At 63.4% G+C, this 14,960-nt stretch carries 15 protein-coding genes; 2 read left to right on the forward strand and 13 right to left on the reverse strand.

Annotated elements, in window-relative coordinates; all coding sequences use genetic code 11:
- Nucleotides 1–4 precede the first annotated feature (4 nt).
- Nucleotides 5–607: a TetR/AcrR family transcriptional regulator gene (locus UB31_RS09830; RefSeq protein WP_045000717.1), complete on the reverse strand. Its 603-nt coding sequence runs from the start codon at nt 605–607 to the stop codon at nt 5–7.
- A 201-nt stretch (nt 608–808) separates the two neighbouring features.
- Between UB31_RS09830 and UB31_RS09835 the strand changes: the two genes are divergently transcribed.
- Nucleotides 809–2,053: an efflux RND transporter periplasmic adaptor subunit gene (locus tag UB31_RS09835; RefSeq protein ID WP_045010712.1), complete on the forward strand. Its 1,245-nt coding sequence runs from the start codon at nt 809–811 to the stop codon at nt 2,051–2,053.
- A gap of 142 nt (nt 2,054–2,195) precedes the next feature.
- Nucleotides 2,196–5,384, forward strand: coding sequence for an efflux RND transporter permease subunit (locus tag UB31_RS09840; RefSeq protein WP_045010713.1), 3,189 nt, complete (start codon nt 2,196–2,198; stop codon nt 5,382–5,384).
- Here UB31_RS09840 and UB31_RS09845 read toward each other — a convergent pair.
- The 12 genes from UB31_RS09845 to UB31_RS09900 all read right to left on the reverse strand — a co-directional run bounded on the left by UB31_RS09845 (nt 5,381) and on the right by UB31_RS09900 (nt 14,960).
- Entirely contained in the window at nt 5,381–6,118 is a 738-nt protein-coding gene (locus UB31_RS09845; protein WP_045000722.1) for a sulfite exporter TauE/SafE family protein, read from the reverse strand. The two genes, UB31_RS09840 and UB31_RS09845, sit on opposite strands and share 4 nt — an antisense overlap.
- A 14-nt stretch (nt 6,119–6,132) precedes the next feature.
- On the reverse strand, nt 6,133–6,366 hold the full coding sequence (locus UB31_RS09850; protein ID WP_045010714.1) for a hypothetical protein: 234 nt from the start codon (nt 6,364–6,366) through the stop codon (nt 6,133–6,135).
- Between the two features lie 416 nt (nt 6,367–6,782).
- Entirely contained in the window at nt 6,783–7,901 is a 1,119-nt protein-coding gene (locus tag UB31_RS09855; protein WP_045010715.1) for a helix-turn-helix transcriptional regulator, read from the reverse strand.
- Nucleotides 7,902–8,018: 117 nt separating this feature from the next.
- The gene (locus UB31_RS09860) at nt 8,019–8,264 is read right to left on the reverse strand and encodes a DUF6894 family protein (RefSeq protein ID WP_045010716.1); all 246 of its coding nucleotides are present in this window, start codon (nt 8,262–8,264) and stop codon (nt 8,019–8,021) included.
- Nucleotides 8,265–8,347: 83 nt separating this feature from the next.
- Nucleotides 8,348–9,322: an AraC family transcriptional regulator gene (locus UB31_RS09865; protein WP_045010717.1), complete on the reverse strand. Its 975-nt coding sequence runs from the start codon at nt 9,320–9,322 to the stop codon at nt 8,348–8,350.
- A gap of 230 nt (nt 9,323–9,552) precedes the next feature.
- On the reverse strand, nt 9,553–10,707 hold the full coding sequence (locus UB31_RS09870) for a helix-turn-helix transcriptional regulator (RefSeq protein ID WP_045010718.1): 1,155 nt from the start codon (nt 10,705–10,707) through the stop codon (nt 9,553–9,555).
- Nucleotides 10,708–11,001: 294 nt separating this feature from the next.
- On the reverse strand, nt 11,002–11,499 hold the full coding sequence (locus UB31_RS09875; RefSeq protein ID WP_045000728.1) for a hypothetical protein: 498 nt from the start codon (nt 11,497–11,499) through the stop codon (nt 11,002–11,004).
- A 98-nt stretch (nt 11,500–11,597) separates the two neighbouring features.
- Entirely contained in the window at nt 11,598–12,044 is a 447-nt protein-coding gene (locus tag UB31_RS09880; protein ID WP_045010719.1) for a MaoC family dehydratase, read from the reverse strand.
- Between the two features lie 395 nt (nt 12,045–12,439).
- A complete protein-coding gene (locus UB31_RS09885) occupies nt 12,440–12,862 on the reverse strand; it encodes a hypothetical protein (protein ID WP_045000732.1) in 423 nt (140 codons plus the stop codon).
- 12 nt (nt 12,863–12,874) lie between these two features.
- Entirely contained in the window at nt 12,875–13,096 is a 222-nt protein-coding gene (locus tag UB31_RS09890) for a hypothetical protein (protein ID WP_045000734.1), read from the reverse strand.
- Nucleotides 13,097–13,208: 112 nt separating this feature from the next.
- The gene (locus UB31_RS09895) at nt 13,209–14,024 is read right to left on the reverse strand and encodes a lytic murein transglycosylase (protein ID WP_045010720.1); all 816 of its coding nucleotides are present in this window, start codon (nt 14,022–14,024) and stop codon (nt 13,209–13,211) included.
- A 120-nt stretch (nt 14,025–14,144) separates the two neighbouring features.
- Nucleotides 14,145–14,960 carry a shikimate dehydrogenase family protein gene (locus UB31_RS09900; RefSeq protein WP_045010882.1) on the reverse strand — a complete coding sequence of 272 codons (816 nt, stop codon included), beginning with the start codon at nt 14,958–14,960 and terminating at the stop codon, nt 14,145–14,147.

Raw genomic sequence — 14,960 nt, forward strand, 5'->3', positions numbered from 1 at the left:
CGCCCTACTCCTGCTTCGACTGCGCCTCGATCGCCTGCACGGCCACGCTCGCCACTTGCCGCAGCGCCTCGCGGTCGGCACCGGAGGACGCCATTACCCCCATGCCGACGGAGACGGCCGAGACATAGCGCGCGAGCGCAGCGGGATCCGACGTCGGCTTGAGATCGCCCTCCGTCTTAGCGCGCACGAAGCGGTCGCGGAGCTGATCTTCGTTCTGGGCGCGGCGGGCGGCGAGCTCGAAGGGGACGTTTTCGGAGCCGGTGCCGCAGGCGATGCCGCCCTGCACGAGCAGGCAGCCGGGGGGATTGGCGGGATCGGTCTGCTTGTCGGCGATGCCCATCAGCATCCGCTCGGCGACCTCGCGGGCGGTGGGTGACGCGACCACCTCGTCCATCCAGCCGCCGCGCAGCTTGGTGTAACGGTCGAGCGCGGCCTTCAGCAGACCTTCCTTGTTGCCGAAGCAGGCATAGAGGCTCGGGGGGTTGATGCCCATGGCCTCGGTGAGTTGAGCAATCGTGGCGCCCTCATAACCGTGGCGCCAAAACACTTCCATCGCCTGGTCCAACGCCGTCTCGGCGTCGAATTCGCGGGGGCGTCCCATGCCCATGTGCCTGTTCTCCTCGGTATCGGCGTTATCCCCTAACCTAACGCTTGATCCTATCTATTTGTTCTAGCTTTATTTTCTCTTCCGCCTTCCAATTCTTGCGGTAGGCAGTGACAATTTTCTTAGTGAGCGGTACATAAGTATCTTGCGCTGCGATATCCAGCTCCACATCTGTAGTGAACACTACAATTCTGGAGCGCGCAAATGCCCCCGTCCCAAAATACCTCTCGCCCCCGCCGCTTCCGTCGTCTACTTGGCGGCGTTGCCATCGTGGGCGCCCTCGCCGTGGCCGGTTCGATTGCAACCGGCCATTACTTTCGTGCAGCACAAGCGACTGCAACGGCGGCTGCGGCCGAACAAGCCGTCTCCGTCACCGTCGCGATGATCGAGCCGCGGCAGACCGTGCTGTGGGATGACTTCTCCGGACGGCTCGAGGCCATCCAACGCGTCGAGCTCCGCCCGCGCGTTGCGGGTGCGATCCTCAGCGCCAACTTCACCGAAGGCACGCTGGTGAAGGCCGGTGACCTCTTGTTCAAGATCGATCCGGCGCCTTACGCGGCCGAGGTCGACAAGGCCAACGCCCAGTTAGAGGCCGCCAAGGCGCGCGTGGTGTTCACCCAGAGCGAACTCGAGCGTGGCGCGCAGCTGGTTGGCAACGCCGTCGTCACCCGGCGCGATTACGACCAGCGTGACAACGCCAATCGCGAGGCGATCGCTAATGTGAAGGCAGCCGAGGCCACGCTCCAGACCGCAAAGCTCAATCTCGACTATACCGAGGTGCGTGCGCCAGTGGACGGCCGCGTCGGCAAGATCGAGGTCACCGTCGGCAATCTCGTCGCCGCCGGCACCGCCTCCCCGGTGCTGACGTCGCTGGTCTCGGTCAATCCGATCTACGCGTCGTTCGATGCGGATGAGGAAGTCGTGTTGCGGGCGTTGAACTCGATTTCCGAGGTCTCCGGCAAGCGCGGCAATCTCGACCAGATCCCGGTCGCGATGGCGACCTCCGGCGGTCTGTCGGCGAAAGGCCACATCCAGCTCATCGATAACCAGGTCAATGGCCAGAGCGGCACGATCCGCGTCCGCGCGGTGTTCGACAACGAGGACGGGCGTCTCATTCCCGGCCAGTTTGCCCGCGTGCGCATGGGCCAACCAAAACAGCAGGCGCTGGTGATGATCGACGAGCGCGCGATCGGCACCGACCAGGACAAGAAGTTCGTGATGGCGGTCTCTGACGACAGCCGCGCGGTCTATCGGCCGATCACGCTCGGCGGCTCCGTCGATGGCCTTCGCATCGTGACGGCGGGCTTGAAGCCCGGCGAGCGCATCGTCGTCAACGGCCTCCAGCGCGTGCGTCCCGGCGCCCTCCTCAAGACCGAGGTCGCGGCGATGGGCGCGCGTGGACCTCAGCAGGCAGCGAACCACAGCAATCAGGATGTGGTGCAACGCTAGTTACGTCATTCCGGGGCGTGCGTAACGCGCCCCGGAATATCGAATTTAGACTCCGAGGACCTCACTCCCAGATTCCGGGTTCGCGGGCTTGGCCCGCGTCCCGGATCAACGGGGAAGTTGTCTCTCGCGCAGGGGCAAAGCCATGAATCTTTCGAAATTTTTCATCGACCGTCCAATCTTCGCCGGCGTGCTGTCGGTCCTGATCTTTCTCGCCGGTCTGATCTCGCTGTTCGCAATGCCTATCTCGGAATACCCCGATGTCGTGCCGCCCTCGGTCCTGGTGCGCGCCTCCTATCCCGGCGCCAATCCCAAGGTAATCGCGGAGACGGTAGCGACGCCAATCGAGGAGCAGATCAACGGCGTCGAAGGCATGCTCTATATGTCGAGCCAGGCGACCACCGACGGCGCAATGACGCTGACGGTGACGTTCCGGCTCGGCACCGATCCTGACAAGGCGACGCAGCTGGTGCAGAACCGCGTCCAGCAGGCCGAGCCGCGCCTGCCGGCGGTGGTGCGCCAGCTCGGCATCATCACCAAGAAGTCCTCGCCCGACCTCACCATGGTCGTGCATCTGCTGTCGCCGAACAACCGCTACGACATGACGTATTTGCGCAACTACGCGGTGCTCAACGTCAAGGATCGGCTGGCCCGGATCGACGGCGTCGGCGACGTCCAGCTCTACGGCGCCGGCGATTATTCGATGCGGGTCTGGGTCGATCCGCAGAAGGCCGCCGAGCACGGGCTGACCGCGAACGACATCGTCAAGTCGATCCAGGCGCAGAACGTCGAGGCCGCCGCCGGCGTGGTCGGCTCCTCCCCGAACGTCAAGGGCATCGACCTGCAAATGTCCGTCAACGCCGAAGGCCGGCTCGCCAACGAAGAGCAGTTCGGCGACATCGTGGTCAAGACAGGCACGCGTGGCGAGGTGGTTCGCTTACGCGACGTTGCGCGCATCGAGCTCGGCGCGTCCGAATACGGCCTGCGCTCGCTGCTCGACAACAAGCAGGCGGTCGCGATCCCGATCTTCCAGGCGCCCGGCTCCAACGCGCTGGAAATTTCCGACCACGTTCGCGCCACCATGGCCGAAATCAAGAAGAACATGCCGGAGGGCGTGTCCTACCAGATCGTCTACGATCCCACCCAGTTCGTGCGCTCCTCGATCGAGGCTGTCATCCATACGCTGCTGGAGGCGATCGCGCTGGTCGTGCTGGTCGTGATCCTGTTCCTGCAGACCTGGCGCGCCTCGATCATTCCGCTGCTGGCGGTGCCGGTCTCGATCGTCGGCACCTTCGCCGTGATGCACCTGTTCGGCTTCTCCATCAACGCGCTCAGCCTGTTCGGGCTGGTGCTCGCGATCGGCATCGTCGTCGACGACGCCATCGTCGTGGTCGAGAACGTCGAGCGCAATATCGAGGGCGGACTGTCGCCGCGCGACGCCACCTATCAGGCAATGCGCGAGGTGTCCGGTCCGATCATCGCGATTGCGATGGTGCTGATCGCGGTGTTCGTGCCGCTCGCCTTCATCTCCGGCCTCACCGGGCAATTCTACAAGCAGTTCGCGCTGACGATCGCGATCTCGACCGTGATTTCCGCCGTCAACTCGCTGACGCTGTCGCCGGCGTTGTCGGCGCTGCTGCTCAAGGGACATAATGAACCAAAAGACCGGCTGACGATCGTCCTTGAAAAGAGCCTCGGCTGGTTCTTCCGTGGCTTCAACAAGGCGTTCACACGCTCATCGGAGAATTACAGCGGCACTGTCACCAAGGTGATCTCGGGCAAGGCCGCGGTGATGGGCCTCTATGTGGTCCTGGTCGGCCTCACCGCCTTCCTGTTCCAGCAGGTGCCGAGCGGGTTCGTGCCGGGCCAGGACAAGCAATATCTGGTCGGCTTCTCGCGGCTGCCCGACGGCGCAGCACTCGATCGCACCGAAGAGGTGATCCGCAAGATGAGCGACATCGCGCTGACCCAGCCCGGTGTCGAGAGCTCGGTGGCGTTTCCGGGCCTGTCGATCGCCGGCTTCACCAACTCCTCCAACGCCGGCATCGTGTTCTCGACGCTCAAACCGTTCGACGAACGCAAGGGACCGGCCCTGAGCGGCAATGCCATTGCAGCCGATCTCAACAAGAAGTACGCCGGCATTCAGGAAGCCTTCATCGCCATGTTCCCACCGCCGCCGGTCAACGGCCTCGGCACCATCGGCGGCTTCAAGCTTCAGATCGAGGACCGGGCCGGTCTCGGCTATGAGGCCCTGAACGAGGCGACCAAGGCATTTACGGCGGCGATGCAGAAGGCGCCGGAGATTGCCGGCGTGTTCTCGAGCTTCCAGGTCAACGTGCCCCAGCTCTTCGCCGACATCGACCGCACCAAGGCGCTGCAGCTCGGGGTGCCCGTGACGGAGGTGTTCAACACGCTCCAGATCTATCTGGGCTCCTACTACGTCAACGACTTCAACAAATTTGGCCGCACCTACTCCGTCTATGTGCAAGCCGACGCGCCGTTCCGCGCGCGCGCCGACGACATCAGGCAGTTGAAGGTGCGCTCGTCATCCGGCGACATGGTGCCGCTGTCGGCGCTGCTCACGATCCGCCAGAGCGCGGGGCCTGAGCGAGCGATCCGCTACAACGGCTTCCTGTCCTCCGACATCAACGCGGCCGCCGCGCCCGGCTTCTCATCCGGCCAGGCGCAGGAAGTCGCGACGCGGATCGCGGCGGAGACGTTGCCGCCCGGCTTTGCCTTCGAATGGACCGACCTGACCTATCAGGAGTTCATCGCCGGCAATTCCGGCCTCTGGGTGTTCCCGCTGGCGATCCTCTTGGTGTTCCTGGTGCTGGCCGCGCTCTATGAGAGCCTGACACTGCCGCTCTCGATCATCATGATCGTGCCGATGGGATTGCTGGCGGCGATGTTCGGCGTCTGGCTCTCGAAGGGCGACAACAACGTCTTCACCCAGATCGGCTTGATCGTACTCGTCGGCCTGTCCGCCAAGAACGCGATCCTGATCGTCGAATTCGCACGTGAGCTCGAATTCGCCGGGCGCACGCCGATCCGGGCGGCGATCGAGGCCAGCCGGCTGCGGCTACGGCCGATCCTGATGACGTCGATGGCCTTCATCATGGGCGTGCTGCCGCTCGTGCTCTCGACCGGCGCCGGCTCTGAGATGCGGCGGGCCATGGGCGTCGCGGTGTTCTCCGGCATGATCGGCGTCACCGTGTTCGGCCTGTTCCTGACGCCGGTGTTCTACGTGCTGCTGCGCACCGTCACCGGCATGAAGCCGCTGACGCATCACACCAGCGACACCGGTGCAGCCCCGGTCCAGGGTCTTGGTCACTAGTGGGTCAAGATCAGCGATGCGCCGGACACCAGCAGCAGAACGAGCACGGTCTTGCGAAAGACCGTCTCGTTGACCCGGTGAAACGCTATCACGCCGAGTGCTGAGCCGGCGAACAGCGCCGGCAGGCTGATCGCGAGGTCGACCAGGACCTTTGACGACAGATCCTGGTGTCCGACCAGCAGGACGATCGCGAACAGCTGCATGGCGGCGATGAACGGCTGCACCAGGCCGCGCTGCTCGCTCTTGGGCATGCCGCGCATGTCGCACCAGATGGTCGGGATCGCACCGGGCATGGCGGTCAGTCCGCCGACCAGCCCTCCGCCGAATCCGATCAGCGCAACCCAGGGCCGGCCGACGGCCTCACCGGCCGTCACCAGCGTCGGCCGCAGCAGCATGTAGGCGGCGTACAGCGCGACGACGATTCCAAAGCCGCGCCTGAGCAGATGCGTATCGGTCGACTGCAACAGCGACACCGCAATGGGAACGCCGATCAATCCGCCGACAATCAGGAGCAGGCTGCCCTCCCAACGAATGCTGCGCCGAAGCGCCCACAGATTGGTCGCTTGCACGCCGATGCTGCACGCCATCATCAGCGGCACGGCTTCTAGCGGCTGAAACACGCGCAACAGGATCGCGCCGGCCACGGCGGAGAATGCGAAGCCCGAAAGCCCCGAGACGAAGGCTCCGGCGAACACGGCAACGCTGAGCAGCAGGTCGGTTGTCAAATCCGGCACGATGCGCCCTCCGGTCAGTCGTAGGGAATCGGCGATACGGGAGGCTCAGTGCTTTCCGTGCAAATCGCGGGCTCGCGCGGAAACGACACATGCATCGCATGCGCGTGCGACCGGTCCAGCATTGCCAAACCGACCAGCTGAAGAGTGACGAGCGCCGCCGTAAGCGCCACCGCGACGATGTTGACGTTACGCGCGTTCGAGCGTCGGGGAGCGGGCTGCGTGCTTGCGCTCATCAGATCGGTGGGCATGTCCTGAAATATCCTCTCCGTTGCAGACAGAAATGATTTCATTCAAAGGCGATGTTTCATACTGCGCGTCCAGCAGATGGCGGCAGCGGTACAACACGCGCCGCGCCTCGATCGCGCGCTGCTGGTGCAGCGCTGCGACCATGCGACCGACGGCGTCGTGGAACGTGTCAGCCAGGGTCCGTGACGTCGTTCGCATGGCGATTTCCCTTCAACCTGCGCGAGAGAATGATCAGATTCACTTCCACTCGCTGTGAGTTGCTTCACACAAGGATCGAACGCGACGAACAAGAAATCGTGTGTCGTGTCCTAGAAGAGAACGCAGCAAATCGCGTCACCCAAACGAATGACGCGCGATAACTTTCTGATGATGAAATTGCGGGCGCTACTCTGCCGCTCTTCGCGCCACGACTGATGCGTCAGTGGACAAGCGGGTTGGAAAATCCTGCCGCGAGCTTGACGAGATCGGCCTGCCGGCTCGCGCCGGTCTTGGCGAACACACGATGAAGATGCGTCTTCACCGTCGTCTCGGCAATACCAAGCGCGGCCGCCGTCTCCGGCACGCCACCAACCTCGACGATCGACTGCAAGACGCGCAGCTCAGCCGGCGTCAGATCGAACGCCCGCGCGATCAATTCGCCGTAGGATTGATTGCCGAGCCCGACCTTGCGCACGAGCAACGCGCCGACGGCATCGAGCCCTCGTTCGCCGCCGTTACGCATCACGGACGCCAAAGGCAGGATATGCGCGACGTAGCGCTCTCCCTTCGGCGAGAGGAGTGGAATCGCCTGCCCTCTCGCCGTTGAAAGAGCGATTTCACCGCGCGCCGCAAAGGCATCGCGCAGCACCTGATTGGCCTCGGTGCTGCATGTGGCGAATTGGCCGGCAACAGTGCGAACGACCTCGTCGGCCGCAATCATCGCATGGCCGGCCGCATTGGCGTGCACCACGTGGCAGGAGGCATCCAGCAGGAAGATGCCGTCGGCGAGGTTGTTCAGAACATCCGCCAGTGCGCTTGCCAACGACAGTTGCGATGTGATGGCGCGGTTGATCAGGAGCGCGCGGCTGGCGTGCGGCACGATCAGCGACAGCCGGTTCCTCATCCCGGCATCGACCATGCGCCGCCCGGTCAACACCGTCATCATCACGGGGCAGCTCGAGCTCGACTTCTCGAGCACGACATTGGCCGCATCGCTGCAACCCTGCGGCTGCATCCATTCTTGATAGAAGCGCCCGCGCCGATATTCGTCGAAATTGACGAGATCCGGAATGCTTACAATCTGGCCGTGTGGCGGCAGCACCGTCAGCGGATCGAACTTGGAATGGGTCTCGGAGTAGAGCTGGATGTAGTGCGGATCGGCCCCGCAATAATAATGCGTGACCCCGAATTTGCTGATCGAGTCCTTGGAAAACAGCCCGCAGGCCTGGCCTCCGACGAAGTCCCGAATGCCGGCGACGACGTCGTTCCACCGCGAGGGATCGAGCCCGGCATCGTAGATGGACTCGACCAGTTCAGGCAGTTTCCGGGGTCCGTGCATGGCTACAAATAGCTTCTGTGATCAATGCCGGGAAGCATAGCACAACCAAAGCCTGCGGCATCCTCCGATCGGATGAGGCGCCGGCCGGGCGGATGGCCCGGCCGGCACGCGTCGCATTCAAGTATCCCAGCCTGCCCTCTCCGCGCTCTCCGACCACACCGCGGCGCGATAGATCTCGCGCCCGCCGGCATCCCTCACGCGGATCCAGGCGTCGCGGTCGCGCAAATCGTCACGCCAGACGAAGAGATGCCTCGCCATCTCGTCGGCCACCACAAATGTCGCCTTGGTATGTTCGAACACCATGCCGCCGGGATCGATCTTCACGACATTGCCGACCAAAAGGTCGAAGAAGAAACGGCGCATTCAACACTCCGACGGACGGCGCCGCACGCAATACTGAGTCATGACTTCACGATCAAGGATCATGTCAAAACGCCGGAGCGCGATCACTCCACCGTGCCGCTCCTGACGTCGCTTGGCGTGGCGCCATAGGCCCGCCGGAAACAGCGGTTGAAATAAGAGAGATCGCCGAAGCCGACGTCGTAGGCGATCGAAGAGACCGGACGCTCGACGAATTCCGGGTCGCGCAACATGCGGTGGGCGCGCTTGAGACGCTGCACGATCAGAAAGGACGAGAACGTCTTGCCATCGGCCTCGAACAGGCGCTGGAGATAGCGCGGTGTGACGCCCAGTTCCTGTGCAACGGTCGCAACCGACAGGTCCTGCCGCCAGCAATTGTTGGCGATGAGGAATTTTGCTTTGCGTAGCCGGGCCGCCTTGACACCTCGCCGTCCTGCGATCTCGAGAGCTTCATCGGTCGGGTCGAGCACGAGCGCCAGCAGGTCATGCAGATGTCCTACGGCAAGCCGACGGAGCGCAGGTATCGCCAGAGCCTCTTCTCTGACCAGGGCAGCCGCGTAGTCGACGAGCAACCGGGCTCCAGCGGCGCCCTCCGGCGTGAGCTGCATCACCGCATCATCGACATCCACGATCATCGGCGCCAGGACCCGCCTCGGTACGCGCAAGGAGAGACAATCTCCAGGCGACAATCGCTCGAGGGTCATGACATCTTCAGCACTCGTCAACGCCGCGTCTCCCGGCTGAAGCAGCAAATCACGTCCTCGCGCAGATATCCCGATCGCTCCCGATCGATTCACGACCAGAGCAAGGCTGTCGTCGCCGTCAACAATCAGTTGCTTCGTGCGAATGAGCCTGGCTCCAAACAACGTTCCAATCATCAGTTGCGCTTCCGGCAGGGCATGTGAGGTGAAGCGCGCCTCGAACGGCTTCCCTTCTTTTGCGTTGATCTCCGCCTTCACCACTCCGCGGCGGTAGAATTCCCGCAGCATCGTGACACGTTCGCCCTCGGGAACGTCGTTTGTCGAAACATTGAGAATAGAAAAATCATCATTGCCGTTCACTGCAATCTCTCCCAAGACGAGCAGGTTCGGCCACGCGCTGTTGTTTCCTCGCACTCGTATCCGGTGCCATCGCGCATTGTCTTGGTGGCGCGTATTGCTCTTCTCATTTCAAGAAACGCTACATACGAAAGTATCAAATGATACGCGTCATACGTTCGGAGGACGCGCCCGCCTTGTTCATCACAATGGATTGAGATTGCGCTAATTCGCGGCGCGCGATGTGAAATGGATCACACGATATCGTCAGTGCCGGTCCGCTGTGCGAACGGCACGGCAAAGCCGGCGGCGATCTTCACGAGATCCGCCTGCCTGCCGGCACCGGTCTTTTCGAACAGGCGACCGAGATGCGTCTTCACCGTCGTCTCGGCGATGCCGAGTTTTGCCGCGATGTCCGGAACCCCACCGAATTCGACGATCGCCATCAGCACGCGGAGTTCCGACGGTGTCAGCCTGAACGCTGCCGCGATCGCTTCCGGTGCGAGCAGAGGCAGCATCGAAGCCTTTTGCAGAAACAGCACCGTGGCTGCGCTATCTCGTTGCAGGCTGCGCTGGTGCGCAAGGGGAAAGGCGTGGACCAGATAGTGCTGACCGTCGACTGATGTCATGAGATCGATCCGGCGGCGACCGTTCGAACGGGCTCCGCCATCAGCGATGACATCGAACAGGCCGCGGAATATTTTGTCTGCCTGGGTGTTACGGGCCACAATGCGATCGCCGACGATCGCAAGCAGATCGCCGTCGACAAACAGCTGCCGGCAGGATGCGTTGGCATGGACGACCCGCCCCTCCGCGTCGAGCAGGCAGATCGCCGTGCTCAAGCCGTCGAGGACATCAGCAAGGTCCTCGACGGTATGGGAGCGCGCCCTGATCTGCCGGCCCATGACTCGCGAGCGCTGGATGTGCGGCGCAAGCAGCCGCATGCGCTCGCGCATCGCGTCATCGACGGTTCCTCGCGACCGACCGCGCATCACCTGGAGAACCGTCGTACGCGCATTCGATCGCTCGAGCGTGACGGTCGCGAGGTCGACTGCGCCCTGTGGTTCCACCCACTCGCGATAGAAGCTCGTCGCCAAGAAATCCGAATAGGGCATGATATCGGTCACACCGATGGCCTGCTCACCGGCAAGATCGAGGTGCCGATCGAGCAGCGGATCGAGCTCCACATATCGATCGCGGTAGAGCTGGCGAAAGCGGGACTCCGTTCCAAAATGCTGGTGGATCTCGATCGAGAGCCTGGCTGCGTCCCGCGAGAGAATGGTCACGGCCGACCCGCCGACGAAACCCGCGACCTGTTCCAGTGCGGCATTTCGCTGCGCCGGATCAACCGCCGCATCGTAGATGTCGCCGACGAGAGACGAGAACCTGTGCGCTTCGAGGATCGTCATCGGCCGGACGACGCGATCTGGGTGGTGCCCCGGCGATACCTGCGCGGTCTCGCGCTGCGGGGGCTAACGAAGGAGACAGACGGACCGACTGTCGTCCACGACGAAGAAAATACGTCAGAGAAAAATGCTGGAATCTCGAACATCGTCCTTGGGTAACGTCAACCGGAGGGTGCGGCTTGGACGTATGCGCCAAAGACTAGGATAAATGCGAACAGCGCGCGGGCTGTGTGCTGTGGGTCACGCGCCCGGCGCGCTGCCGGCTTGCTCAATCGCGCTCGCTGCGCGGGCAGCACTTTATTTCCGGTTTTCCTCGCAGAACTTCAGCGCGGCGAGTGCTTCGCCGGCGCGCGGAATCTGCATCTCGATGCTGTCGTCGTCATCGTCCTCGAAATCGAGCGTGAGACGCTTGGCCTTCGACAGCCGGTCCATGATGGATTGATCGTATTCGAAGATGCCGCGCACGGTGGTCTTGTCCATGACCTCCCACTTCGCCTTCGACATGATGTCGGAATCATCGGTGCCGACGTCAGCCTTGAGTATCTCGCCGACCTTGTCCCACTCCCAGCCGTCATAGATCATCACGATCACGATCGCCTTGTCGGAATAGGTGATGACGATGACGTAGTCGCGGTTCTCGTCGTCCTTGTCCTTGTAGCCGCGGCTCGCATTGCAGTGGGTGTCCTGGCCGCGCTTCTCGATGCTCCAGTCGCCGACCTTGGATTGTTGCGCGAGCGCAGGCCCGGCGCTCAAGGCGCCTGTAAGCAGCGCAGCAGCAAAAAGGAATCGTCTCATGTCAGCCTCCAGCGTTTTCCCCGGGCCAAGCTGACCACCTCTCCCGGCGGGCCGCAAGGCCATCAGCCGGCTGATGGCGGTGACCGGCGCGAACCGCCCTAGCCGCGCCGCGGCACGATAGCGATCGGGGTGAAGGTGTAAACCTCCTCGCCGTTCTGGTTGAACATCGTCCATTTCACCAGTGCGATGCCTTGCGGCTTCGATTTCGACGGCGTCAGGCTCATGACCTCGCCAACCAGATGCAGCCGGTCATTCGGCCGCACCGGAAGCATCCAGCGCAGTCCGTCAACGCCCGCCCCGATCAGCGGGTGCGGGCCGAAGGGCCGGGTCTGGACCGCGAGATTCATGGCGATGGAAGCGGTGTGCCATCCCGACGCAGCCAGCCCCTTGAACAGGGTCTGTTGGGCGGCCTCTTGGTCGAGGTGCATCGGCTGCGGATCGAACTCGGCTGCGAAGCGCTTGATGTCGGCCTCGGTGACCGCAACCTCGGGGGATTCGAAGCGCATTCCGACGGTGAGATCGTCGAACCACTCGACCTGTGCCATTATTTTGCCTCGAAATATGATGCGCCGCCCGCGCGACGCGCACGGCCAAAGGGACAAACTGACAGCGGGATGTAGCGGGTCGACCGCTCAGAAACCAGCCCCGGTTCCCCGCGAAACCCCTTTCCCAAATCGACGAAACACGCCTGAAACAAAGCGGCCGCTATGCTGTTGTCAAAATTAAACAGGGACGGCCACCATGCAATTCCTCCTCGATCTCATCCGGGATTACTCCTGCTGCCAGCATCTCGTCGCCCAGTCGCTTGGGGAGGACGCGCTATGATCGAACTGATCTCAGCCGTTCTCGCGCTTTGCAGCATCGGTGTCTTCGCAGCGCACGCGCTGGACGCGTATCGGACCACGCACCTCTGATCGGGCCGGCTCGCCGGCCCCCAGCGCTAAAACGGCCGCCGGTAAAAATGCTCCGAATGCGTTGCCGGCGGAAACCGGTTCGCGAGCGCCAACGCCCCCTTCTCGTCCGTCTCGAGCGCGATCTTCTGCGCCAGCATGACGTCGCCCGGCACGAGGAAGCCTGAGGGGACGAAGCACCATCCCATCGTCGCCATCCCGGCATCGTCGATCTCGTGGACGTTGGCGGCTGTGCCGTAGTGAATGCGGTATCGCTTGCCGGTGTCGCAGCCGATGACGTCAAAATGCCGGTGCTGCTCGAATTGTGCGCGCTGCTCCGGCGACAGCCATTCGGACAAAAGCCGGCGGCCGCGAGCGTCGGGCGTGTTCTCGCCAAAGAAGCGCCGGTAGAGTTCGCGGAGCGCGTGCAGGCGCGCTCGCGCCGGCGCGCGGAGCCTGAATGCCGCGATCATGAGCAGTTCAGATCAACCGCCGACCAGGCGGGGATAGAACAGCGTCTCATGCGCGGTCGGGTCGAACGATCTGATCCGGGTGACTTCGCCGGGCCCGGTTCGGAGCGCGGCAGTGAAGCCTATTCCGGTCAGCTCCCGAAAGCGTTGTTCGGCCCGCGCCAACGCTTCGGCATTCTCAGGATCAAACTCGTGCCGCGTATCGCCGGTCTGGTCCATCACGATCTGGGTAGCCATGTTGAGTCTCCTCATGCCCAGCCCTTAACTTGATCAAAGCAAACCTCGTGCCGTCAGTTCCTGATAGCAACAACTTTCTCACCTGCAGTCCAGTCACGCCTTGCGGAGCCAGTCAGCGCGCTGCGGCCGCCCCGCCGCCTTGGTCGATCTGCCGACCCATCAGCGCGATCGCCTTCTGGTAGACGCCCGCCGCGTTCCAGGCCTCGATGGCAGCGAAGTTCGGCTCGCCCGGCTGGTAACCGGCTCCCGCACGCCAACCATGGGCTTTCAGGAAATTCGCGGTCGAGCTCAACGCGTTGGCGGAAACCTCGAGATTGCCGGTGCCGTAGGCCAGGATGTTCTTGGGCATGAACTGGGTCTGGCCGACCTCTCCATGCATGGAGCCGCGGGTTGCTCCCGACAGCGTGCCGCGGTCGATCAGCTTCAGCGCCGCATAGAGCTGGTCGGTAAAGAATTCGGGACGGCGGCAGTCATAGGCAAGCGTCGCGATCGACGAGAGCATGTTCTGGTTGCCACGCTGGCTGCCGAAACCGGTCTCCATGCCCCAGATCGCGATCAGCGGCCCCGGCGGAACGCCGTAGCGCTGCTCGATCGAGGCGAACATCGCGGCCTGCGACTGCTTCAGCGACCGGCCGCGCGCGACAATGGTGGTGGCGCCGCGCTTGGCCAAAAACTGGTCGAGCGAGAGCGAAAAACTGTGCTGGCTGCGGTCGGCCCCAATGGTGGCGCTGGCGTAATTGGTCTGCATCAGCGCCGAGATCGCGGTCTGGCCGATGCCCTTGCCCTGCGCCTCCGCGCTGAACTCGCGCTTCCAGCCTTCGAACCCCGCGGGCCCGTTGCCGCATTGCGCGGCCTCGGCCATGGGGGCCAGGGACAACAGCAGCGCGGCCGCGCCGATCACCGCCGCAACGGTCCTGCCCTTGGTCATTTACGCGTTCCCTTCCCTCGATTTGCGCGACCGGCTCGCGCACAGGCATGATCCTACGTCAGCCGCGCGCGCTCAAGCCCCGACCGATGCAATCAATGCAAGCAATGCGCTTGACATGAATCAAACGTCTATCGCCCCGCCGTCGGTCCCGAGCAGGAAATCCACCATGACGCTCTGGTGCTGCTGGTACATGTCGATGCCGGTCGCAGTGACGCAGCCGCGTTTGCGAGCTTCCGCGATGAACGGCGAAATTTCGGGCTTGGTGATCACGCAGCCGCAATAGGCTGACGGGGCGAGCCGCGTGACATCGACCGGAAGCGGGTCGCCGTCCTTCATTCCGGCGGGAGTCGCATTGGCGACGAAATCGAAACCCGAGGGATCGGCGGAGCCGGCCAGCGCACGGCCCTTGCCGAGCCTGTTCAACTGCGCGATCAGCACGTCGCGGCGCTCCGTCGCTGCGTCGTGGATGGCGATCTCGCTGACGCCGGCCTCGACCAGTTCGAGTGCAATGGCCGAGCCAGCGCCGCCCGCCCCGACCAGCAGCGCGCGCATACCCCTGGGATCGATGCCCTTGGCGCGCGCTGCACCAACGAAGCCTAGTCCGTCGACCATGTCGCCATGCCATCCGCCGTCGGAGCGGCGGCGCATCAGGTTCACGGTGCGCAGGAAGTGCGCGCGATGGTTGGCGCTGGCGCAGGCCTGGTAGCAGGCAAATTTGTGCGGGATGGTCACGACGATGCCGTCGAGGTTCTTCAGCCGGGTTGCAACCGAGAGGAAATCGGGCAGGTCGGCCGTCGAGACCTGCGCGGGAACGAGGATGCCATCATGGCCGCGCGCAGCAAAGGCTGCCGTCACACCCGCGGGCGAGCGCACCTGCGCAATGGGATCACCGACGATCACAAAGAGCCGCGTTGCGCCAGTGGGAGCCGGGATCAC

Origin of the sequence: Bradyrhizobium sp. LTSP849 (assembly GCF_000938255.1) — a bacterium.
In the GTDB taxonomy this organism is placed as follows: Bacteria; Pseudomonadota; Alphaproteobacteria; order Rhizobiales; family Xanthobacteraceae; genus Bradyrhizobium.

Coding starts and splice junctions, on each gene's coding strand:
- UB31_RS09880 (WP_045010719.1), bottom strand. CDS start 12,044: ATGGCACAGGTCGAGTGGTTCGACGATCTCACCGTCGGAATGCGCTTC.
- UB31_RS09840 (WP_045010713.1), top strand. CDS start 2,196: ATGAATCTTTCGAAATTTTTCATCGACCGTCCAATCTTCGCCGGCGTG.
- UB31_RS09830 (WP_045000717.1), bottom strand. CDS start 607: ATGGGCATGGGACGCCCCCGCGAATTCGACGCCGAGACGGCGTTGGAC.
- UB31_RS09890 (WP_045000734.1), bottom strand. CDS start 13,096: ATGGCTACCCAGATCGTGATGGACCAGACCGGCGATACGCGGCACGAG.
- UB31_RS09870 (WP_045010718.1), bottom strand. CDS start 10,707: ATGACGATCCTCGAAGCGCACAGGTTCTCGTCTCTCGTCGGCGACATC.
- UB31_RS09895 (WP_045010720.1), bottom strand. CDS start 14,024: ATGACCAAGGGCAGGACCGTTGCGGCGGTGATCGGCGCGGCCGCGCTG.
- UB31_RS09860 (WP_045010716.1), bottom strand. CDS start 8,264: ATGCGCCGTTTCTTCTTCGACCTTTTGGTCGGCAATGTCGTGAAGATC.
- UB31_RS09855 (WP_045010715.1), bottom strand. CDS start 7,901: ATGCACGGACCCCGGAAACTGCCTGAACTGGTCGAGTCCATCTACGAT.
- UB31_RS09835 (WP_045010712.1), top strand. CDS start 809: ATGCCCCCGTCCCAAAATACCTCTCGCCCCCGCCGCTTCCGTCGTCTA.
- UB31_RS09850 (WP_045010714.1), bottom strand. CDS start 6,366: ATGCCCACCGATCTGATGAGCGCAAGCACGCAGCCCGCTCCCCGACGC.
- UB31_RS09885 (WP_045000732.1), bottom strand. CDS start 12,862: ATGATCGCGGCATTCAGGCTCCGCGCGCCGGCGCGAGCGCGCCTGCAC.
- UB31_RS09875 (WP_045000728.1), bottom strand. CDS start 11,499: ATGAGACGATTCCTTTTTGCTGCTGCGCTGCTTACAGGCGCCTTGAGC.